This is a genomic window from Brumimicrobium glaciale, from assembly GCF_004152935.1.
GTDB classification, from domain to species: Bacteria; Bacteroidota; Bacteroidia; order Flavobacteriales_D; family Crocinitomicaceae; genus Brumimicrobium; species Brumimicrobium glaciale.
The window spans coordinates 103,287-125,634 of sequence record NZ_SETE01000002.1 but is presented as its reverse complement, the minus strand read 5'-3'; the positions used below and the strand labels follow the sequence as shown (position 1 = coordinate 125,634).

The 22,348-nt window shown below is 32.3% G+C and carries 18 protein-coding genes; 11 read left to right on the top strand and 7 right to left on the bottom strand.

Annotation, left to right across the window (positions count from 1 at the left end; translation table 11 throughout):
• The first annotated feature begins 206 nt into the window (after window positions 1–206).
• Window positions 207–2,564 (top strand): PKD domain-containing protein, encoded by a 2,358-nt coding sequence (locus ERX46_RS04255; protein WP_130092603.1) that lies wholly within the window; start codon window positions 207–209, stop codon window positions 2,562–2,564.
• Between the two features lie 180 nt (window positions 2,565–2,744).
• On the opposite strand, the gene ERX46_RS17460 is transcribed toward ERX46_RS04255, so the two are convergent.
• From ERX46_RS17460 to ERX46_RS04245, 3 genes are all read right to left on the bottom strand, one after another.
• Complete coding sequence (locus ERX46_RS17460) at window positions 2,745–2,915, bottom strand: hypothetical protein (protein ID WP_165366146.1); 171 nt, start codon at window positions 2,913–2,915, stop codon at window positions 2,745–2,747.
• A gap of 21 nt (window positions 2,916–2,936) precedes the next feature.
• A complete protein-coding gene (locus ERX46_RS04250) occupies window positions 2,937–6,182 on the bottom strand; it encodes a hypothetical protein (protein ID WP_130092602.1) in 3,246 nt (1,081 codons plus the stop codon).
• Window positions 6,183–6,540: 358 nt separating this feature from the next.
• Window positions 6,541–8,898 carry a P-loop ATPase, Sll1717 family gene (locus ERX46_RS04245; RefSeq protein WP_130092601.1) on the bottom strand — a complete coding sequence of 786 codons (2,358 nt, stop codon included), beginning with the start codon at window positions 8,896–8,898 and terminating at the stop codon, window positions 6,541–6,543.
• Between the two features lie 322 nt (window positions 8,899–9,220).
• On the opposite strand from ERX46_RS04245, the gene ERX46_RS04240 reads away from it, so the two are divergent.
• The gene (locus tag ERX46_RS04240) at window positions 9,221–9,670 is read left to right on the top strand and encodes a KTSC domain-containing protein (protein ID WP_130092600.1); all 450 of its coding nucleotides are present in this window, start codon (window positions 9,221–9,223) and stop codon (window positions 9,668–9,670) included.
• Between the two features lie 234 nt (window positions 9,671–9,904).
• Here ERX46_RS04240 and ERX46_RS04235 read toward each other — a convergent pair whose 3' ends face one another.
• The 4 genes from ERX46_RS04235 to ERX46_RS04220 all read right to left on the bottom strand — a co-directional run bounded on the left by ERX46_RS04235 (window position 9,905) and on the right by ERX46_RS04220 (window position 12,765).
• Complete coding sequence (locus tag ERX46_RS04235; protein WP_130092599.1) at window positions 9,905–10,357, bottom strand: cold-shock protein; 453 nt, start codon at window positions 10,355–10,357, stop codon at window positions 9,905–9,907.
• Window positions 10,358–10,531: 174 nt separating this feature from the next.
• The gene (locus tag ERX46_RS04230) at window positions 10,532–11,071 is read right to left on the bottom strand and encodes a glutathione peroxidase (protein WP_130092598.1); all 540 of its coding nucleotides are present in this window, start codon (window positions 11,069–11,071) and stop codon (window positions 10,532–10,534) included.
• Between the two features lie 268 nt (window positions 11,072–11,339).
• Window positions 11,340–11,876, bottom strand: coding sequence for a Smr/MutS family protein (locus ERX46_RS04225; protein ID WP_130092597.1), 537 nt, complete (start codon window positions 11,874–11,876; stop codon window positions 11,340–11,342).
• Window positions 11,857–12,765 carry a site-2 protease family protein gene (locus tag ERX46_RS04220; RefSeq protein WP_130092596.1) on the bottom strand — a complete coding sequence of 303 codons (909 nt, stop codon included), beginning with the start codon at window positions 12,763–12,765 and terminating at the stop codon, window positions 11,857–11,859. The genes ERX46_RS04225 and ERX46_RS04220 overlap by 20 nt, the downstream gene beginning before the upstream one ends.
• Before the next feature lie 107 nt (window positions 12,766–12,872).
• Between ERX46_RS04220 and ERX46_RS04215 the strand changes: the two genes are divergently transcribed.
• The 9 genes from ERX46_RS04215 (at window position 12,873) to ERX46_RS04180 (ending at window position 21,178) form a co-directional block, all read left to right on the top strand.
• A complete protein-coding gene (locus ERX46_RS04215; RefSeq protein ID WP_130092595.1) occupies window positions 12,873–13,523 on the top strand; it encodes an ABC transporter ATP-binding protein in 651 nt (216 codons plus the stop codon).
• Window positions 13,507–14,289, top strand: a complete 783-nt coding sequence (locus tag ERX46_RS04210) for a TIGR02757 family protein (RefSeq protein ID WP_130092594.1) — start codon at window positions 13,507–13,509, stop codon at window positions 14,287–14,289. Before ERX46_RS04215 ends, ERX46_RS04210 begins: the two co-directional genes overlap by 17 nt.
• A gap of 187 nt (window positions 14,290–14,476) precedes the next feature.
• A complete protein-coding gene (locus tag ERX46_RS04205; protein WP_130092593.1) occupies window positions 14,477–15,634 on the top strand; it encodes a T9SS type A sorting domain-containing protein in 1,158 nt (385 codons plus the stop codon).
• Window positions 15,635–15,869: 235 nt separating this feature from the next.
• The gene (locus ERX46_RS04200; protein ID WP_130092592.1) at window positions 15,870–16,583 is read left to right on the top strand and encodes a hypothetical protein; all 714 of its coding nucleotides are present in this window, start codon (window positions 15,870–15,872) and stop codon (window positions 16,581–16,583) included.
• A complete protein-coding gene (locus ERX46_RS04195; protein ID WP_130092591.1) occupies window positions 16,580–17,458 on the top strand; it encodes a hypothetical protein in 879 nt (292 codons plus the stop codon). Before ERX46_RS04200 ends, ERX46_RS04195 begins: the two co-directional genes overlap by 4 nt.
• Before the next feature lie 129 nt (window positions 17,459–17,587).
• Complete coding sequence (locus tag ERX46_RS17765) at window positions 17,588–17,722, top strand: hypothetical protein (RefSeq protein WP_262708078.1); 135 nt, start codon at window positions 17,588–17,590, stop codon at window positions 17,720–17,722.
• Window positions 17,723–17,844: 122 nt separating this feature from the next.
• Entirely contained in the window at window positions 17,845–18,339 is a 495-nt protein-coding gene (locus ERX46_RS04190) for a DNA alkylation repair protein (RefSeq protein ID WP_207214118.1), read from the top strand.
• Between the two features lie 110 nt (window positions 18,340–18,449).
• Window positions 18,450–19,613 carry a T9SS type A sorting domain-containing protein gene (locus tag ERX46_RS04185; RefSeq protein WP_130092590.1) on the top strand — a complete coding sequence of 388 codons (1,164 nt, stop codon included), beginning with the start codon at window positions 18,450–18,452 and terminating at the stop codon, window positions 19,611–19,613.
• A gap of 407 nt (window positions 19,614–20,020) precedes the next feature.
• Window positions 20,021–21,178 carry a T9SS type A sorting domain-containing protein gene (locus tag ERX46_RS04180; RefSeq protein ID WP_130092589.1) on the top strand — a complete coding sequence of 386 codons (1,158 nt, stop codon included), beginning with the start codon at window positions 20,021–20,023 and terminating at the stop codon, window positions 21,176–21,178.
• Window positions 21,179–22,348: the final 1,170 nt, after the last annotated feature.

Genomic DNA, 22,348 nt, shown 5'->3' with positions numbered 1-22,348 from the left:
ACCAAATTAAGTCGTAAAACATAAATATATGTGGTTAGAAAAAAAAACAATTCTGCGAGAATATGACAAATAGTTTATTTAATAATATAGTGTTAATAACAACTTGAAGTAAAAACTATTTCTTTGCGCAATGACGGAACATAAATTCATAAATCAGGACAATTTTGTTTCATTTTAAATTCGTGCGATCCAATAATTTTAAGTTTATGAAAATTCAAATAGATTACAATAGAAGGTTTTTGATAATGGTAATATATACCATTATTATTTTCTCTTCCATAACGAATCTCAATGCTCAAATCATATTTCAAGAATCATTTAACAGTGCAGACGGAACAACATCTGGAACTGCAAATGGAATAAATTGGTCATCCTCATGTCCAACATGTTTGTCGGGGGATTATTGGGAAGTTAAAGCTGGCGTTTTTGAAGGTAATGACACCAATGGAGAGGCAATTTGGGAAACTACCTCACCTATTGATATTTCAAATTGCAATAACATAGAAATTGATTTCAGTATAGAAAGTGTTGGATCGATGGAAGGTTGTGGAACGGGTTGCAATTCTGTGGATTGGGTTCGTTTTCAATACAATATCGATGGAAATGGATGGGTTGACCCTAGTAATTCATCTTATTGTAGTGGTGCTTGTGGTAATATAAATGTCGTTGCGTCTGACGATACTCCATTGATGACCTACTCAACCGGTTGTATTCCGAATACTGGAAGTAATTTACAAATTAGAATTTCTGTTCAAACTTGGGCTGGATCCGAATACTGGAGAATTGATGATGTGACTGTTAACTGCAGTTCTTCCAACGCGGGTTCAAATGGAAACTTGAATATTTGTTCAACTTCTCCAACAGTGAATTTATTTAATCAACTAGGAGGGAACCCTGCTAATAATGGAACTTGGACAGGTGCTTCAGCTTTAACTGGTGGAAATCTTGGAACATTTAATCCAACAACAATGAATGCTGGAATTTACACTTATACTGTTGGAACTGGAACATGTCAAGAAAGTTCAACGGTCACAGTAAATATTAATTCAACTGGAAACGCTGGAAATAACAACACGATTAATTTATGTGATAATTCTGCAACATTGAATTTATTTGATCAATTAGGAGGGAATCCTGATAATAATGGAATTTGGTCAGGTGCTTCAACTTTAACAGGAGGAAATCTTGGAACATTTAATCCAACAACAATGAACGCTGGAATTTACACTTATACTGCTGGAACTGGAACATGTCAAGGAAGTTCAGCGGTCACTGTAAATATTAATTCAACTGGAAACGCTGGAAATAACAACACGATTAATTTATGTGATAATTCTGCAACATTGAATTTATTTGATCAGCTTGGAGGAAATCCTGATAATAATGGAATTTGGTCAGGTGCTTCAACTTTAACTGGTGGAAATCTTGGAACATTTAATCCAACAACAATGAACGCTGGAATTTACACTTATACTGTTGGAACTGGAACATGTCAAGAAAGTTCAACTGTCACGGTAAACATTAATTCAACTGGAAACGCTGGAAATAACAACACGATTAATTTATGTGATAATTCTGCAACATTGAATTTATTTGATCAGCTAGGAGGGAACCCAGCTAACAATGGAACTTGGACAGGTGCTTCAACTTTAACAGGAGGAAACCTTGGGACTTTTGATCCAGCATCAATGATGGAAGGAATATATATTTACAACGCAATCACAGTAGAAGGATGTTTATATACAGATCAGATTGAAATTGAAGTAAACAATTTACCGTCAACCAATTTTACAGCAGACTTTTTAAAAGGTTGCGAATCTCATCTTGTCAATTTCAATATTACTTCGAATACAACTTTAGTTGATTGTTTATGGGAATTCGGAGATGGAAACACGAGTAATCAAATGAATTCGGCTTCAAATTTATATACTTCTGCTGGTATATATAGTGTAACACTGACTGTAACTGACGAAAATGGGTGTGTAGCGAGTAATTCTAAAGCGAATTATATAGAAGTTATGCCTAATCCAATAACTCAATTTTCAACTGATCCAATTACAATTCCAATTGGTGAACCTGATGTAAATTTCACTAATGAGTCAAGTTACGCGAATAACTTTACTTGGGATTTTGGAGATGATTCACCAAAAGAAAATAATTTTAATGCTTTTCATACTTTTAAAGCATCAAATGGAGATTCATTCATGATAACTTTAATAGCTTTAAACGAAAATGGATGTTCTGACACAGCACAATTTGAACTGATTACTGAAGAGAAACTCGATTATTTTATTCCTAACGCATTTACACCAAATGGAGATAAATTTAATAATAATTTCAAACCAATTTTCACATCAGAATTTGATCCTATGAACTACCAATTGCAAATTTATAATCGTTGGGGAGAAATAATTTTCGAATCAAATAATGCGGAAATTGGCTGGGATGGAAGTTATGATAATCGTATGGTTGAAGAAGGAGTTTATATTTGGATTGTAAGATTCAAAGGAATAACTAATTCAACTGGCCAAATGAGTAAAGGAATGGTTAATTTAATTAGATAAATATTAAGGAACTGGTTGATTAATACGTGTTGTTCATTATTCTAGAAAAAGGCAAGTTCTTTAGAATTCTATTGTTTTAGTAAGTGAAGGAGAAGACTATCTATTTAATTGTTTAATATTTTCAAATATGGATGATTAAAGTATAGTTTGGAGTTTTAGATTATTCTATTTAACATAATATTAATTATAAGACAATGTATTGCCACAGATTAGTTTGAAGTTAATTCCTGAAACTCCTTCACAAATTTCTTTAATTGAATTAAGAAATCCATTTTCTAGATTGACATTAGCACTTTTTTCAAAAGTATAATGCACGACCTGCATTACTGGGTTGAATTTGAAGTCTTTCATGCTTTACATTTATTTGCATTATCAATCCAACGGACTTAGTTCTGGAATATCGTCCACATTAAAATTAAACTTCTTATTCAGCATTTCTGTTACTACTTCTGTAGTTATAAATCGATGAATTTTGTGTTGTAAATTAAAACTCTCAAGAACTTGAATCGGTGTTGCTACCAAATGAATTTTCATGTTTTCGATTATCTTGGACACTGGAATTTCGATATAATTGTCTTTCTCTGGAATCTTCATCAACTCAAGAAATTTATCTCTTATTTTACGATGGAAATTCGGATCTTCAGTTGATAAATATTTGAGTGCTATTTTGGCTTTATAATCAATAATGGTATTCATTAAAGCCATAACAATTTGCCAATCCAATGCTCCTTTTTGTCTTTGCTCTTTCACAAAATCAATAAAATCTTGTTCCTCTTTAATTCTATCAAGAGTCAAGTTAGTCAAATGACTCGCTCTTTTATAGCGATTCTTTATCCATTGTAGACTTTTTTCTTTATTGTATCTATCCGAGACCAAATTATCCTCAGTGAAGACCAGGTGTTCTTTATAGTAAATAAATTCCAAATGATCTGTAAAGTTGTTTCTTTGTGATTCATTAAACTCACTTTCAAGTATTAAATCTCTAAAGCAGTTTTGATAACTCGTTAAAATGAAAAGTTTACTGATTAAGTCATGTTCCTGCATTCTGGATTGCAAATAACCTTGAAGATCTTTTTGAGGGAGTAAACTTATTTCATTAATTACACTCCAAATCTTGGCTATGAGAATTGAACTATGTCCGCGTAATTCCTGGATATCATGATGGTTAATGGATTTCAGGCTAATATTCCATTCTAATCCGTCACTATCCAAGTCTTGTTCAACTTCTATGTTATCTCCAATTTCCAAGTTAAGAACCACTTCCTTTGGAACTAAATATAAATCCGTTTTAGTAAGAGCAATTTCAGCAAGTAAAATTTGTAATACAGCAACAAATTCCTCAGCAACGACTGTATTTTCGAAGTCATTTTTAAAACGAACGCTCCATTGAGACCCAAAACATTTCCAATCAATTTCTCTCATTTCGCCTAAATCCTTTAAAGGGGTGCGAACTAGCTGTTTATTTAATCCACCTGTTTCAGAAATTCTTTTAGTTAGTTCGTCATTAATAGGTTTAACGAACTGATCATAGAACTCTTTTACGCTTCCTTCTTTATAAAACTCAATGAACCCATCAAGTTGAGGCGATCTTTCTACTGATTCCATTAGGACTGTGGCAGTTTCAAAAATTGGTTTCCAAAAATCTTCATTTTCAGTCGCTCCAGTTTCCTGAGAGCTAAATTGTTGCCAACTCCAAGCAAATACTTTAAAGTCATCTAAAACAGCCATCCATGCACCTTGTAGTATGTCTGCGTGAATTACCAATCCCATTGCTTGTGACGTTCTTTTATAATGATCAGGATTATCTTGAGTCATTGGATACCATGCAGCGCTCATAGCATAATATTTAGCAGCTGAGTACATTCCTATCGAAAGGTAGAGTTGAGAAATATTGAGTACAGCCAGAAGGAATCCTTCCATCGTTTCATCTTTGTACCAAAGTCTCTTTGATTTATGGAAATAATCGAGAGCCTTTAAAATGTTTTCAGGCTTCTTACTCTGGAGAAAAGAAAGTCCTTTTTGGGAGAATCTCTTTGCCATACTGAAATCACCTTCTCTTTCTCCGACAATAGGCAATAATTGATTTCCAAACTCTTCGAAAACCTCGATTTCGTCAGAGTCACTCGACACCGAATTAAGCATCTCGACAATAGAATCAATTCTCCAACTTAATTGTGATACCGAAAATAATTCAGCATTCGGCAAGTGCTCAAGAATCTGATCGAATGATTCTTTAACCTTGTCCATACTAACATCCTCAGGGTATCTCAGTCTTTTGTAAAAGTCGAAGAAAGCCGTGATTTCAAACAACGCGCATTTTTTGTTGTAACTCGCAATAGTTGAAATTTCATTAGTTATTTTTTCTTCAAGGCTAGCTTCCCACTCTTGGACCTGAGAGTTGTCAATATCCAAATTCGACATCTTAACTGCTGGAAGGAGTAGGTTTAGAATATTCAAAAGATGCTCAAAATCAATTGTTCTATCATAACTTAATGAGCGTTCAAAGAACTCCTTAACTCTAAGCTCTTCACCCTCAATAGAGTTCATTGGATTAGGGCCAAACCTTGGTCTAACCTTAAGCCAAATGTATTGATACAAAGCATCGCACTTGAACATCTCAGGAGTAACTGCGGAATTAATGTATTGCTCTATCAAACTTATCCAATGAGCTGAATGTTGTTCAAGATATTTACTTCTAGCACAGTGATTAGCACCACTTATTACTTCGTAAAACTCTCCTACTAGGAAGGATTGAATAGATGAAACTTCTTTCCATTCCTTATAGATTTGATTATATCTTTTATCCGCCGTATCTCCTAAGTTCAAAAGTATATCATTAATTAGCTCATTGGAGAGAACTCGATTCTCACCAACCAATTCAATTGATCTCTCTCCCACTTCTCTTAATAAGCTAGAGAATACAATATTGTAATCATCTTTACTAATGGGATATGGTAGTTGACCTATGAAGTCAAAGATTCTAGCTGAACAGTTGTTCATCTCTTCTTCAGCAGTAATATTCAAGAAGTCCCATCCAATTTTTTTAGAGAAGTCTTTCCAGACTTCTTCACCTTTACTCTGTAAGTTATCCTTTATTTGCTTCTTAGCGGCTAAGACCTCTGTGTTTTTCTCAGAATAAATATCTGCCTCCAATGCATCAAATACAACTGATTTAATTTTGGAGGCGATCTTCTCGAGTAATTCTTGACTAAGGTCATCTTGTTTCTCATGCCATTCTCTAAGTAATTCTGCATCATTTCCAGTATATGCGCCTGCTATACCTGTATTAGTTTCAAAAATAAAACTAACTTCATCGTGTAAATATTCCCCTTTCACATAGAGCATAAAGAAATGGCTAATTGTCTTTTTAATTTCATTGCTTGCAAATGAAAAGTTTTTTGAATTGTAAAGTTTAATTTGTCTGAACTTTGATTTATATTCAACTAAATTTCTTTGGAATATGTCTTCTTCAAAGTCGCAGTAAATAAATTCTTCGTTATTCTCCACTCGATTTTTCAACCAAGCTTCTAAGGTCTTTAATTCTTGATATTTATATCCTCTTAATGCTTCAGTAGCATCAGTGTCTTTCTGGAAAATATGTAATTCTGAAATATGCATTTTTGACAGCTCGGTTGAGAAATAATAGAATTTAAATAAAGGTAACTAAGATAGTTACAATATCAATAAGCATTTATACTTAATATCTCTATTGCAAAACTGCAACAATCACCTATTTTTGACTCCCACTCCTTCCCCATTTCACTCCGCAAGCTCCATTTAACAAGGTGTCCGTTCAATGACGTTTATTTACAACATCATCAAAATAAAGAAACCGTCTACCTGTTTGTTACTTTGTGACGAACAGGTCTCCAAGCTAAGAAACATAACGCAATACATTATAAGACATAAATGATATAATATGAATTACAGTGATATTTAGCTCATTTCAGAATCAATTTGAATATAAATATTATAACTAAGTACATTCTAAGTACGGAACAAGAGCATTATGTACTCTATATTTTCCATTTTGAACTTTGTTAGCTAAAACTTTTAACTTTTTAGCCTTGTCTACATCATGTTCATAACCGTACTTATCTACTTTAATTTCTCGACCAATGATTGTTAAGTTGACCAAATGATCTATAAATTCATCGATTTTATTTTCATCAATATTAAAGTTTACGTTCTTCATCATTTGAACAATGTCTTCTCTTTTGAGTATTTGATTACAAGTCATCATTTCATACATAAACTCTTCCATCTGATTGTATGAAACTCCATTTTCAACTAAAAGTGTTTTAAACACCCAACTTGAATATTCTCCATGTGCACTAATTATGTCTTTTTCTTCAATAACTGTATGGCCTCTTGAAATTGCCATTTCTTTGCAAGCCCTAATAAAATATATAATATCTCTAGGCCTTGGGAAAATACAATCAGCAATAAACTCTTTTGTTGAAATTCCATTTACTTTATCAGTTAGAAATTTATCCCATAAATCAGACTCCTTATAATCACCCTTACTTAACTCCACAAATCTGTCTTCGATTATACGAAATAATTTTTCTGGATCTTCCCAATTTAATCTAGAAACTTCAATTTTATCTGGCTCTCTGGCAAAAGAGATAATCTCCTTAAAAATATCACTTCTTAAAAAGATAGTTAAATGAAAAGAGATATTAGTATTGGTAGATTTAACATATGATAAATCTTTGAATATTCTTCCTGAAACACTTAATAGACCTAATAAATACTTGCTCAGGATTCCAATTTTTGAATCTTTTCTCCAAGATTTATCTAAATTATCAATTAGAACAATTAATTTTTCTTTTTTCGTAATCAATCGACTAAAAAATAATTTCATTTCTGCTATTGAAGCATCATGAAGAAGTTCTGAAACTTTTAAACGAAATTCTTTATTATTTCCTCCTCCAATTTTACTGATTTTATTTTCCTTTAATAATTTTAATTGTTCTTCAAGTCTTGTAGAAAAATCAGAAAGATATATCGATTCATTTGCCTGAATGAATGCTAAATATTCACGATCTGTATCATCCTGAGCATATAAAGGTTTAGAATTAACTTTATAATATAAATATTTGGCTATTTCTGTGAAAATTAAAAATTTCCATATTGATTCTATTAAAAATCCCTTCTCAAATTCATTGTTAGACTCTTCCATCAATGATATGAGTCCATCTACCTCAAAATTTATTGGTTTAATTAGGATGATATTATTACGTATATCTTGGCCCAAGTATTCGTTTAAATAGTACAGAGTAGCGGTCTTTCCTGTTCCTTTTCGACCTACAACAATATTATATTCATTTTTAATTAATTGTTTAGTATGCTGATTGTCTATATAATAATCAAAAACTTTATCACTCTCGTGTTCAGCGATAGATTCTCCAAAATTAAGATTATGTAATTCATTTTCTTTTTTTCTTTTCGATTCAACCCTTCTTTTACTAATGAGTAATTCGGCTACGCTGACTTTAAGATTTTCTAAATATTCTTTAATAATTGCAGAAAGCTCTGTACGATTCGAAAATTTCTTTAATAAATCTTTAAAATCAATTGGAATTGAATATGGTTTCTCTGCAACCATTTGAAGAGTTAAATCTAACCCTAAAGCCATTCCTGATATGAGTGAACATTTTGAATTGTGAGTCTCATAACCTGCTCTAGATTGAGACGAAAACTGAACCAAAACAGCTGGCACAGAGTACAGCTGTTCTAAGTACCATGTTATAGATTGAACAACGGATTCTGAAGCATCATCAACAACACTTGGAAAACGAAAAAAGTTTAACTGATTTACGATTTCTAAATTAAAATTTGTATCATGTTGGCTGTTCAATGCGAGAACTACTTTTTGAGATAAATCATCATTTAAACCAGACTTTAAATCTTCCCAATATTTATCAATAGGATCAAATGGTCTTTCAATTGCAAATCCCGCAACAATGTTTTTCGTGTTAGTATATGAATGATAACCTATTGTGGTTAACAGTCCTAATTCTTTATACTTATGAACGGATTCTAATTGTGTATTATCATTAATTAGGAATAGAGGCTTTCCTTTAGATAAGGCGTAACCTAGTTCAAAAAGAACGTTATCATTTAAACCTGTTAAATCGGCACAAAAGAAATCAGCTTCATCAATCTCTTTTATTATTTGAGAAATAATTGGTCTCCCATTAATAAAGATATTTCTCCAAGATTTAATTAAAACTCCATGATCTAGGTTGTTTATTATTTCAATAGCTTCTTCTACGCATTCACCACTAGAAGCAATCTGTGAACCATAAGCGAAAAATCCTTTTTGCATAATTATTAAGTTGAAATTCAAAAATAATCATATTTTCGCCTTTATTTCCAATTCTAATTAAACATTTTTAACAATTTACATTTTTAAAGAAAAGCATTCCACCAGTAGAAATTATTTTAAGAATAATCAAAAATATCATTATTCAAAATAGTCTTAAGTTATATAGTTTTCTTTGACTTAAATCATTTCTTGCTTTACCACCACCACTCCCCTTTCAACTCACCCTAAAACGGTCAAAAAACACATTTTATAAAAAAAACTTCTATTTCTTATGTCACTCAATAATAAGTGCGTATTTTTGCACACATTTTAATTTGAAACAATGAAACGTATTACACAATACAAAAAACTTTTTAATGTTGAATCGGCTATCGATTTAGCAGAACTTAAGAAAACTTACCGTTCTTTAGTTAAGGAATGGCATCCAGATAAATTTCAGGAACAGGATGAAAAAGCTTTAGAAGCTGAAGAGAAAAGTCGTGAGATTACTCAAGGATATGAATTCTTAATCAGTATTGCTCCAGCAACAAAGGAAAATAACTTGGTTGAATACGATCATATACTGGACACTTGTGGTGTTGTTGATTTCAATTGGAAAAATCAGGTATTAGAGGTTGAATTTACAAACGGAAGTACTTATGAGTATTTCGGAGTTTCAAAACCTTTGTATATCAAATTTGTCAATGCTGACAAACAATTTAGATTTGGTAAAAGAAAGATTTTCACAACTTGTCTTTATAGAAAGTCAAAGCGTGATTTAGAAACAGCTTAGAACAGTATTGAGTTAGGAGTCTTGAATCTTGAGGTGCTCTGAACTGATATTTTACTTTAATGATATATTTTGAAGAGGCTGCTAGCATTTATTGTTAGCAGTTTTTTTTGTTTGTAGAGCCACAATGCATTGTGGCTCTACAAACAAAAAAAACTGCCTCACCACCAAATCCTTTCGAATCTTCGTGTTAAGACAGTTTCAATATTATATATTAGGAAAAAGAAACCTAAGATACTAAGCTAATGCAACATTTACAGCATCCATTCCTTTTCTACCGCGGACGATATCAAAAGTAACTTTGTCGTTTTCGTTGATGTCAAATGTTACGTTGTTTACGTGGAAGAAGTATTTCTCTCCGGAGTTATTGTCATTAATAAATCCGAATCCTTTGCTGCTATCGTAAAATGCAACTGTACCAACATTTACTTCTGGTTCACCTGAATCTTCTTTCTTCGGTACACCAATTACGATGTCCTCAGCTTCGATTTCTTCACGGACTTTAGTTTCGTCTGGTGGAGTATCGGATAAATTTCCAAATTCATCAACATAAGCAATCATGTCATCTAAAGAACCGCCTTGATTGTTGTCTTCATTACGAGACTCTCTCTTGGCCATTTTATCCTTTTTCTTTTTTGCTTTTTTCTTTTCTTTCTCACGTTTACTAAACGATTCCTGCGATCTACCCATTTATATTTATAAAATATTTTGTGCTTTTAGTTACGAAAAGCGTATTAGTTGTGCATGATATTAATATCTGCGGTTGGTGCAACAAATCCAACTCTCCAAAATTAAGGAATTATTAGTGAAAAACGCAAATTATTTGAACTATAAAATTTGTTTAACCCTAATTAAGAATATATCTTACTTCTTTTCTATCCAATCGATAATTTCCTGATCAGTTGGAAGTGTTTTAGAATAGTACACTTTGTCCAATTTCCCATCTGTTCCAATCAAATATTTCTGGAAATTCCATTTTACTTTACTGTCCATTTTTCCATTCAGAGCCTCAGAAGTTAAATACGCATACAATGGCGCCATATCATCGTCTTTCACTGAAATTTTCGACATCATAGGGAAAGTCACGCCATAATTCTTTTGACAGAATGCAGCAATTTCTTCGTCACTTCCTGGTTCTTGTTTCATAAAATCATTCGATGGAAAACCTAAAATCACGAAATCATCACCTCCATATTCCTCATAAAGTTCTTGCAATTGCTCATATTGCGGCGTAAATCCACATTTAGAAGCAGTGTTAACAATCATGATTTTCTTACCCTTGTATTCAGACAAACTGATCATCTCTCCGTCGATTGTTTCAACTTTGTAATCGTAGATTGTTTTTTCTTGAGCGAATGTGAATGCTGCGCTCGCTAATAATAGTCCTAGAATTATACTTTTCATATTGATTTGTTTTTGTTTTAAAATTTATACGATGTTGATTTTATTTGAATTTCTAACATAACAATGAAATTTAAAATTTGTTCCTAGTGGGCCACACTAACTGTAATTAATAGTTTTATAACGAAATTTAGATATCAATTTAGTCTTTGATGTAATAACGTTAAAGACAAGGCTTGTGAAGTTTATAATTATATGAGCTTATGTTTATAAGTGATTGTAATTATAAACAAGCATAACGAAGTATTTGACGTTATTTACCAAAGAATAATTAGCGATAAAACAATTCAATGGCAGTCGCACCTTTTCCATATTTGCGGAAATCAGCATCATAAACTTCTATTCCTTCTTTTCCATTCAAAAAGCTTCGGATTTCAGATTTAAGAACGCCCTCACCTACTCCATGAATCACGACCAGTTTGCGGACCCCTTTTTCTCTTCCTTTTCTAAAGAAGCGTTTGAATTCAAGCAATTGATGGCTCAATAACTGTCCATTGCTCAATCCTCTTTCGCTTTCCATTAAAACATGTGTGTGCAAATCGATTTCCCAAAAATCTTTATTTCTAGTAATATCTCCAAGGTCTTTGCCATAGCTTACAGTTTCTTCAATAACATCCTTAATGTCGAAACTACTGCTTAGAATATCACTTTGATCACCCACAATTGAGTTCAAATCTTCCACTAAAAATTCGCGGTCAAAACCCGTTTCATCTTCAACAATAACTATTTGATCATTTTTGTACGATTGCACAATTCCTCCTCCAACTTCCCTCAGGAAGCCAACTTTTTCACCTATTTTGAAACGCATTGATTATTGAATTGAATTCGATTGAGGCAGCAGCATAAGCGGAAAGGAAAATTCCTCCAGCCCATAGAATCATCATAAATATTTTAAAAAATACAGATGCATCTTTCTTTGTTGGCGGAAACAAAACACCTTCTACTTGCTTGGCTACGATTTGATTATATCTGTCTTCTTGGTTATGTTCTTCTATATCGTTTAAAACAGGTGTATGTTCAATGATTATGCGTTTTATTCTAGAATAAGTCTTGTTTGAAATGTCATCATAATTGGATTCATATTGAATTTCATCATCCTTCATGTCCTTGCGAATCAAATAAAGTTTGTGCTTGTTCTTAATTCGGAATCCGAGTAACAATCCGAAAATGATCATTAACCATGAATTAAAATACAATCCAACTCCAGCAATAGCTAACGAAGAAGCTGCAGTAAAAATCAATTGTGCAAATTCATAATTATTAAAGAATAAAATGCGCATTAATTGTCCACCATCTAAAGGGTCAATTGGAATCAAATTCATGACATTCAGTAAAATAAGAATCACTCCCAACTGAATAAATAAAGACGAAGGTTCGTCCCAACCATAAAGTAAAAGAAATGCACCCAGAATAATTCCAGGTAAAGGTCCGGCAATCACCATCAATGAACTTTCAACTTGTGAATATTCTTTCTTTCGACCAGAGACCATCGCTCCCATAAATGGAATAAATAGCATGTTGAGATCTTCGTAATTGAATAATTTCATCATTAGAAAATGCCCTAATTCATGAAATAATAAAACACCTAACAATATAGCTATCAGGTAGTAATCATCTAGAATTAGCGAAAAAGTAATTGCGAAAATAACCATAGAAAGAATAGTCACAGAGATGTGACCACTGCTCTTCCGTTTCATTAAAATCGGCTTTTGGGGATATTGTTGTTCAAAATTTTCCATATCTCGTCAACAAATTTAAGTTAATTCCAGTTTATACACAAATTAAATATTATTTTCGTCCTCCTATGATTCAAGCCAAAAATATTACCAAGGCATACGACCAAGTTGAAGTACTCAAAGGTATTGATATTTCTGTTAAAGAAGGCGAACTAATTTCGATAGTTGGTTCATCTGGTGCCGGGAAGACAACTTTACTCCAAATTTTGGGTACGTTGGAACATCCAGACCAAGGATCTTACCAAGTTGGAGAGAAGTTTCCATTCGAATTATCCCAAAAACAATTGGCTCAATTTAGAAATGAATCCATTGGATTTGTATTCCAATTTCATCAGCTATTGCCTGAGTTTACAGCGATTGAGAATGCTATTTTACCTGCATTAATTCGTGGAGATCAAAAAAGTGTTGCCGAGAAACGTGCTAAAGAATTGTTCTCATTTTTAAATTTAAGAAATAGAGACGATCACAAACCTTCTGCATTATCTGGTGGAGAACAACAAAGAGTTGCCGTTGCCCGTGCATTAATGAACAGTCCAAAAGTGATTTTAGCAGACGAACCTTCAGGAAATTTGGACACGAAAAACTCGGAAGAATTACATCAATTGTTCTTTAGTTTACGTGAGAATTTCGGACAAACATTCATTATTGTAACACACAATACGCAGCTCGCAGATATTTCTGACCGCAAACTAGAAATGGCTGATGGAAGATTTATCTAAACTCAAATTCAGCGAAATAGCAGACTTACTTAATGTAAAGGTTGAACAGTTTAATACTGTCGACTTCATTAAAGACGATCCTGTTCTTCTGCCCCATCGTTTTCGTAAAAAGCAAGACATTGAAATCATCGGATTCATCGTTGCGTTAATCGCTTGGGGAAAAAGAAAGATGATTATCGACAATGGAAATAAGTTGATTGAAATCATGGATCACGCTCCGTTCGATTATGTGATGAACTACGAAACCGGAATGCTTTCCGAAAAAGCTTTTGTTCACCGGACTTTTAATACAGACGATTTAGATTTTATTCTTCGTGCTTTAAAAGACTGCTATACTAAGAATGATTCATTGGAAGCTTGGTTTGCATTAAATCCGAATGAAAGTGGCGTTAAACAAAGAATCATCAACTTCCGCAAGGCTTTTATGGAGACTCCCCATGAAAAACGCAGCGAAAAGCACATTGCTAATCCAGAGAAAGGTTCAGCTTCCAAAAGATTGAATATGTTCTTGAGATGGATGGTCAGAAAAGATGAAAAAGGCGTTGATTTTGGTATTTGGAATTCTATTGAAATGAACGAACTCTATGTTCCGCTTGATGTACACACCGGAAATGTAGCCAGAACACTTGGATTAATCACCAGAAAACAAGACGATTGGAAAGCCTTGGAAGAATTGATGGAGAATTTGAGAAAGATGGATGAAAGTGATCCTTGTAAATATGACTTTGCGTTGTTTGGTTTGGGGGTTAGTGGGGAGATGAAGTAGAGCTAGCGCTCAGGGAGAGGGGTAGAATCTAGGGAGAGTTTGGTTTTTTCATCAAAATTAATAACATGCTGACCTAAAACAGAAGAACCTTTAAACTTGTATACTTATCGTTAAACTACTGATATTAAAATTTTTATACTTCCCATAAATGTCCTAATTTTGTTGGTGAACATTAAAAAATACTATTATGAAAAATTTACTACTATTAATTTTGGCTGGGATTTCTTTTTCTTTGTACGGTCAAAACAGTTTAAAATCCTCCGTGTATGAAGAGTATAATGGTTCAACTTGGGACAAGTTAGGAGGTGTAGATTATGAGTACGTTAATAATAAACTTTCGTCGGCTACTTATTATTCGTGGAGCGGAACTGATTACGAAGTTTCTGGAAAAACAACCTATACTTACAATTCCGAAAATAAAATCTTTGAGGAAATTACAATGGTTTGGAACAATACTTTAGGTCAACTAGAAAATTGGGAAAAATGTGAAAGCTTTTATAATTCATCTGGAGAAGTAATTGAACATATAGTTTATAACCAATACGCATCTAATTGGAAGGAAATAAGAAAGTTTGACATCACTCATGTAAATTCAAATATTTCACAAGTAAACCACAGTTATCGCAGTTCAAACCAGTGGGTTTTTGATAGTAAAATAGTCAACAATTATACAGGAAACAATCTTACCCAAGCGGATTTAACTTCATTTGATGGTACGCAATGGAAAGATGATTACAGGTATATTTTATCATATGATGCTAATGATAGGGTTGAGGAGTTTATTGGCGAATCCAGTACTAATTCTGTTTGGACCGAATTTGACAGATATAATTATAATCTAGATGCTAATTTTAACCGCATTTCTAAATATGCTGGTGATGTAAATTCTGCGCATGTTAAAATAGAATATGATTATGACTTGTCTGCTCAAATGGCGAATTATGCTCATCCTTTTCAAGGAATTAAACCAAACGAATATGTGTATGAAGATTTCCCATTTGTGAATAAAATTTTAAAAGAAACGACTTTCAAATATGATACATTAACGGGGATATATAAGGAGGACAAAAAGACTACGTACAATTACAATGACTATATTGTGTTGAGTACAGATAATATTCAACAAATTCAAAAAGTAAGCCTCTACCCTAACCCGGCCAATGACTTTATTCAAGTTAAAGGAATTTCAAAACACGAGAATGTTTCTGTTTATTCAGTTTTGGGGATGAAGGTTTTCGATTCTGTTATAAATGAGAATGAAAAATTAGATATTAAAGGTTTGAACAATGGAATGTATCTATTGAAATTTGAAGATGGAACTGCGTTGAAGTTTTTAAAGAAATAATTGTTTTACTTGAGAAAAGCATTCATTCCTAGGATTGAATGCTTTTTAATTTCTATTAAAGGAACATGGAAACATTTTAAATCGAATCTTGAGAAGGCCATAATCATACAAATTGTAAATACATCGATAGTATACTTTTAATCATATCATTTACCGTTTATACTTCTCTAATCAAAGATACAGAAATAAAATAGTGTTATATTTGAGAATCAGAAACAACTAATTAGCGTTTTCAATGAGTATATTCTCCTATCATCTTGTGAAAACATCTTACTACAAAGCGTTTAGAATTCTTGTTTTTTCTCCACAGCCAAAGAATATTTCGGGTTTAATTCATATTGAATGCATGTCATTTATGACTTTAGGTTCAAAAGTGCTCTCTCCTGCTCGATTTTTTAGTCGAAAGATTATTGTTTTTGCTCAATGGAAAAGTGAAGAGGATTTACTTAATTATTTAGAGAATGATGGATTTGGAAAAGTTCTATCAAAAGGGTGGCACACAAGATTGAAGTTTTTACGTCAATGGGGAGAGTTTGAAGGATTTAAAATTCCAATGGAAAATGATGAATTAAATGATCCAAGTGCTCCTGTTGTTGCGGTAACAATTGCCCGAATGAAGCTTTTTCAAGTTCCTCGATTTATTCATTGGGGAAGGCCAGTTGAGCGATTGGTTCGAGATCATCCTGGTAGTACACTTTCTTTGGCTTCAATTAAATTGCCTAGAACAGTTTCAACATTCTCTGTTTGGAAATCTCAGAAAGAAATGACTGATATGGTTCATGGGCACAGTTCTGTTCCTCAGCCTGAACGTCACATAAAAGCGATGAAAGAAAGAAAAAGGAAAGATTTTCATATTGAATTTACTACACTTCGTTTTAAATCATTGTCGGAACATGGCGAATGGGATGGCCGAAAAAACATTATTCCAATTATAAAAGTAAACAAATGAGTTTAGCTTATCCGAAGCAAAATTTAAAAGATTGGTTTACTCAACAATGGGTTATTTTGTGGGGTAAGAAAATTGATGCAGTTGAAGAATCTTGGTTAATGGGTCCATTTGGTGATTTAGGCTCTATTTCCGACGATTTCATTGTTCAATTCGCTAAATCTGAAGGTTTAATCATCCAAAGAAACACAACTTCTCATGGTTTAATTTCTCCTTTTATGAATTTGAATTTGTCAGAAAATGAGTTCAATACTCTTTCTACAAAGGTTATTGATTTTTATGAAAAGACAGCAGATTACAACTTGAAATTATCTGTTAAATGGAATCCTCTGTTTAAATTTTTCGGTGTACTCGTCAATAAATTATTTAGCCGTAGAATAAGCCAATTGAACATTCCGACTGGAAATTTAAATGCTTCAAAAGCACTGAGCAGTGAAATAATTACCTTAGTTGATCCCAAAACAAAGCTTGTGAAGCATACAATTTGGTTCAGAACCATTAAATCCAGTGGTCAAACAGTGTATTCTGGCGTTTATAGCACCTGTAAGCTACCTTCTGGAAATACCTGTGTAAAAGCAGTATTCCCTTTACCCAAAGGAAACGCTACTGTGATTATGACGCCAAGTGTTGACGAAAAGGGAGCGCTAATTTTGAATTCATCAGGACGGAAATTTGGCGATGCTGGATTCTATTTTTTACTCACCGACTCAAAAGGCAATCTTTGGTCTCAATACTTAATGTCATTTCGAGACAAGTTAATTGTTTCTCCAAATCATGAAAGCATCATTGCAGAACAGAGTTTAACATTGTGGCACCTGAAAGTTTTGCGATTTAATTATGAAATATCCTTGAAATCAGACTCAATTGATGTTGAATAATCAAAGAGCTCCTTATGGATTTAAAACTTATTACATAATCTCCTTTTATCTGTGAAAGTAGTTAGAGAAAAATCATTTGAGGAAATGATTGAAAATGCATTTTGAAGAAAAAAATGAAACAAACTAAGAATGGCATTTAAAAAACTTAAATACTGGTTTGATAAGGATTTAGCAGAAATGCTAGCAGATAAAATTGGATTTGTTCATTCAACATTCGATAAGAAATCTTTTGTGATGGCAATAGATGAAAAAATCCAAATCTAGAATTAAAAGATCGAATAGAAGTCATAGCGGATGAATTAGCCAATTATTTAACAAAGGAATTCAATGTAAATACAAATATTCTATCTCAGATATTAGGCCCTGAAAATGAACAAGAAACTGGAATGTTTACCAATTATTATTGGATAATGCCAATTGCAAAATATGTTGAGAAATATGGATTAAATGATTTCGAGACTTCAATGCATTTAATTGAAGAAATTACGAAGAGAAATACTGGAGAATATGCGATTCGTCCATTTATTGAAGCAAATCCTGAGAAAACAATGGAGCAGATGCTAGAATGGTCAAAGAATTCCAATAAACACATCAGGCGTTTAGCGAGTGAAAGCGGCAGACCCAGATTACCTTGGGCTACAAAGCTTAATTTATTTATAAAAGATCCTGCGCCTCTACTTCCAATATTGAATAATTTGAAAGATGATAAATCCAAATACGTTCAGAAATCGGTGGCCAATTGTATAAATGATATCTTAAAAGACAACAAAGAAATTGGAATTCAACTTATTGAAAGTTGGAAAGTGGAAAATATGAGTAAAGAAAGGACTTGGATAATTAAACATGCGTTGAGGAACTTGATTAAAAAAGGCGAAATTTGAGATATTAAAAAGTTGTAAGATAAAACTAGCAGAAATGAATTTAATTAGCTAGATTAGTAATGATTTAGAAGTTTTTAAAAAACTAAAAACACTTTTTAAAATCCATAATTATGAAGAAAACACTACTCCTTTCATTTACAATGCTAGCCTGTAGCCTATTTGGTCAAAATAAAATAGAATCATCAATTTATGAAAAACATCATGGCTCATCTTATGAAACAATAAGAGGGAAAAACTATGAATATGACAGCAACGATAATCTTATTAAAGAAACGAACTACGATTGGGTAGGAAATAGTTGGGCGAAAAATTATATACTTTTTTTTACCTATGACAATGATAACAAAGTGACATTAAAAAAGAGGAAAGGTTGGAACGGAATTGTTCAACAATATCTTGATGGCAGTAAGACTGAGTACACTTATAATGCAAACGGTTTACCGACCCAATTTCTAGACATAATGATGAATACAAGCGGTCAATATGTTGTTTCTGGAAAAACGGAATTTACCTATAACGGTACAAAATTAGCGACCAGTCTATTAAGTCATTACAATGGAAATCAATGGTATCTTAAAGAGAAATCTACCTTGACATATATAGGGAATAGGTTAAATCAAGTAATAATCGAAGATCACAATGGTACGGATTGGGAATTATCTTGGCGAATTTTATTTTCTTACAATTCAAATAATCAAATTTCAAGTGTTATTTCAGAGTCTTTTGATGGAACTGGATATGTTGAATATGAAAAGGTTAATTATGATTTCGACAATAATTTGAATCTATTAAATGAAATCTCTTTTGAAGAAGGATATTTTGATTTTGATTCACAATACAACTATGACTTCACGGCGCAGCTCTCAGATTATCAACATCCTTTTAAGGACAAAACAGGAATAGATTATATTTTCGAAACCTTTCCCTATGTAAGTAAAATTTTAAACAATACTACCTATGGTTTTGATACACAAACCAATTCAGCTTATATTATTGATAGAGTAAGATATGACTATACTGATTCTTTATTTCTAAGCACAAAAAGCAATATGGAAATTCAAAATATCAATCTCTATCCTAACCCTGCTAACGAATACATTCAAATTTCTGGAATTACCAATTCAGAAAACGTTGCTGTTTATACTGTTTTAGGAGTTAAAGCTTTTGATACTGTAACTAATGAGGGTGATAAAATAAATATAGAAGGATTATCGAAAGGACTTTATCTATTGAAATTTGAGAATGGAGTAGCTTTGAAGTTTTTGAAAAAGTAAGAATTCTAATTTTTTTTAGAAATACGCATTACTTCTATTTGGATGGATTTCTTTCTATAATTATAACTTTAGGAATGATTTGATTCATAATTAATCGGAAGTTTTTAACGGTATTTTAAAAAGAACTCGAATTGTTTTACTCCTTATTTTTAAGAAAAATAAAGGTCAGTTTATAAAATCTTCTACTCATGAAATTTTAATTATTGGAATAATAATAATTAATTGTAATTTCGTTTAAACAATTGAAATAAAAAGATGTAAAACACTACTAAACAAAGCATAACCATTTTTAAAAAATGATGTTATGCAAGCTTATTATAAGAAATAAGCAAGTGAATTAAAGCCTAAGGCAGGTAGCTTTCACTAAAAAACAAAACCTTTAAAAAAACGTAATTAAATCAAATACTATGAAAAAATCTATACTTTTTATTTTAGCAATTCTTTCCTTCACGGTGAATGGACAGACAAAATTAGAATCTTCCGTAGAGGAATATTTCGATGGTGTTTCATGGGAAAAATCTTATGGAACTGACTATGAATATGACAACAACAAGAATCTTTTAGCAGCGACAAATTTTCAATGGACAATTTCTGGTTGGTCCGAAAATTCTAAAACCACTTACACTTATAACTCAATCAATAAAGTTTCTGAGCAGATTGAAAGTGATTGGGACGGAATAAGTCAATTCGAAGAGACGCAAAAAACAACTTATACTTACAATTCTGAAGGAAAAGTAAGCCAAACAATGATTCAATATTGGAATGGATCGCAATGGGAAAACTCAGAAAAAGAAGATTATACTTATACTAATTCTAGAATCTCAATGGTTGAGTTTAGTGAATTTGATGGCTCACAATGGGAAAGTGACACAAGGTTTACAACAACTTATACAGGAACTAACCTTAGTAAGGTTTCATTAGAATTATATTTTGGACCACAATGGGAAGAAGTAATGAGAATTATGGTCACTCACAATTCAAGTAACAAAATCGTCTCCACTAAACTAGAAGAATTTGACGGTTCAATATGGACAGAGTTCGAATTAATAAATTATGATTTAGATGCCAATTTTAACCGCTTGAAAGAAACTGATATTTATGATGGATTAATTGAATCTAAGACAGAGTACACTTACGATCTATCAGCTCAATTATCTAGTTTTGCACATCCTTTTAAAGAGGCTTCTCCATTAGAATACTTCGTTGAAGAATTTCCTCATGTGAATAAAGTTTTAACGGAAACATATTTTGAATATGACACTCAAACTAGCGCCTTTACACCTGGAGATAGAACGACGTATAACTACAATAGTCAAATCGTTTTAGGAGTTGAAAAAGCAAAAGAAATTCAAGCAATAAACCTCTACCCTAACCCTGCAAGTGACTTTATACAAATAAATGGAATTACAAAATCAGAAAATGTTTCTGTTTATACTGTTTTAGGAGTTAAAGTTTTTGATGCAGTTATTAAAGAGAATGAAAAATTAGATGTTCAAGGTTTAAATAATGGATTGTACCTATTGAAATTCGAAAATGGAACAGCTTTGAAGTTTTTAAAGAAGTAAGATTTTTTGATTGATAATTTTGAAAAGCATTCACTCTTTGGGGTGGATGCTTTTTTGATTATAGCAAGTTGTTCTGGCATAATTAAAGGATGTCTAATTCAATAATTTCGTTCACATAGAACTGTCCATAAATTATTTTTCATCACCTCAAATTTTAGGCTCTATATGAAATACTGTGGGTGATCAATTTTAATCCTTCGAAAAATTAATGGTTATATTGCGAATTTAACTGTAACCTAAACGAGTTGTATTTTAAAGTATTGGGTTACCAAGCTAAGTCGTAATTATTTAAAAAGAGATTCCTCGTTGTTTTACTCCATCGGAATGACAGGTTTTCGTTGGCTTGGGTGGGGTAAAATTTGCTCAAGCTTCGCTTGAGCAAATTTTACCCCAAAGACTTCTCTACGAACTGTCATTCCGATAGTTGAGAAAATCTTAGATTTTAACAATTGTGGAATCCCTTCTTCCTTTTTGCTAAAGTTTAGCTCTAGATAAAATTAATTAATGCGATTATTGGCTGTATTATTGAAAAAACACATCGTTAAAATTAGGGATTAACGACCTATATTGGTAGCCTAATTAAAGTATTTATCAAAATTATCATTTCATTTTTACCAGCAAGCACATGGTGGTCTGTATTTCAATTGATTAGTCCCAGCGGGACGGCATATTAATAGCCAAGGACGTAAGTCCTTGGTTTAAAACAAATAGATATAATACCAAACCCCACAAAATCGACCTAATTGCATGCAATTAGGTCGATTTTGTGGGGTTTGGTTTCGGTTTGTATCGTTTGGCGGATGGACTTACGTCCATCCCTATTAACATGCCGTCCCTCTGGGACTTAGAATAATAAATGCTTAAATAACAGGAACTTATAAAGTTAAGCAAATTAGATTTTTGATAGAAAGTTTCCATTTAAATAAAAGTAGAACCAAATTAACAATCGTTTAGCTTCAATTAAAACCATAGATTTTAAAACTACCCACACAAAATCATTTAGAACCAAATTTAATTGATTGAAATAAGAATTAATATAAGTAGATTCGCATATTATTCAAATAAGACTTAGATAGAAATCAATACTAAACAAGATAAAGCCATTTATTAAAATTGTGGATAATAAAGCTTGTATAAATTGATGAAATAAGCACCTAAGGCAGGAGCATT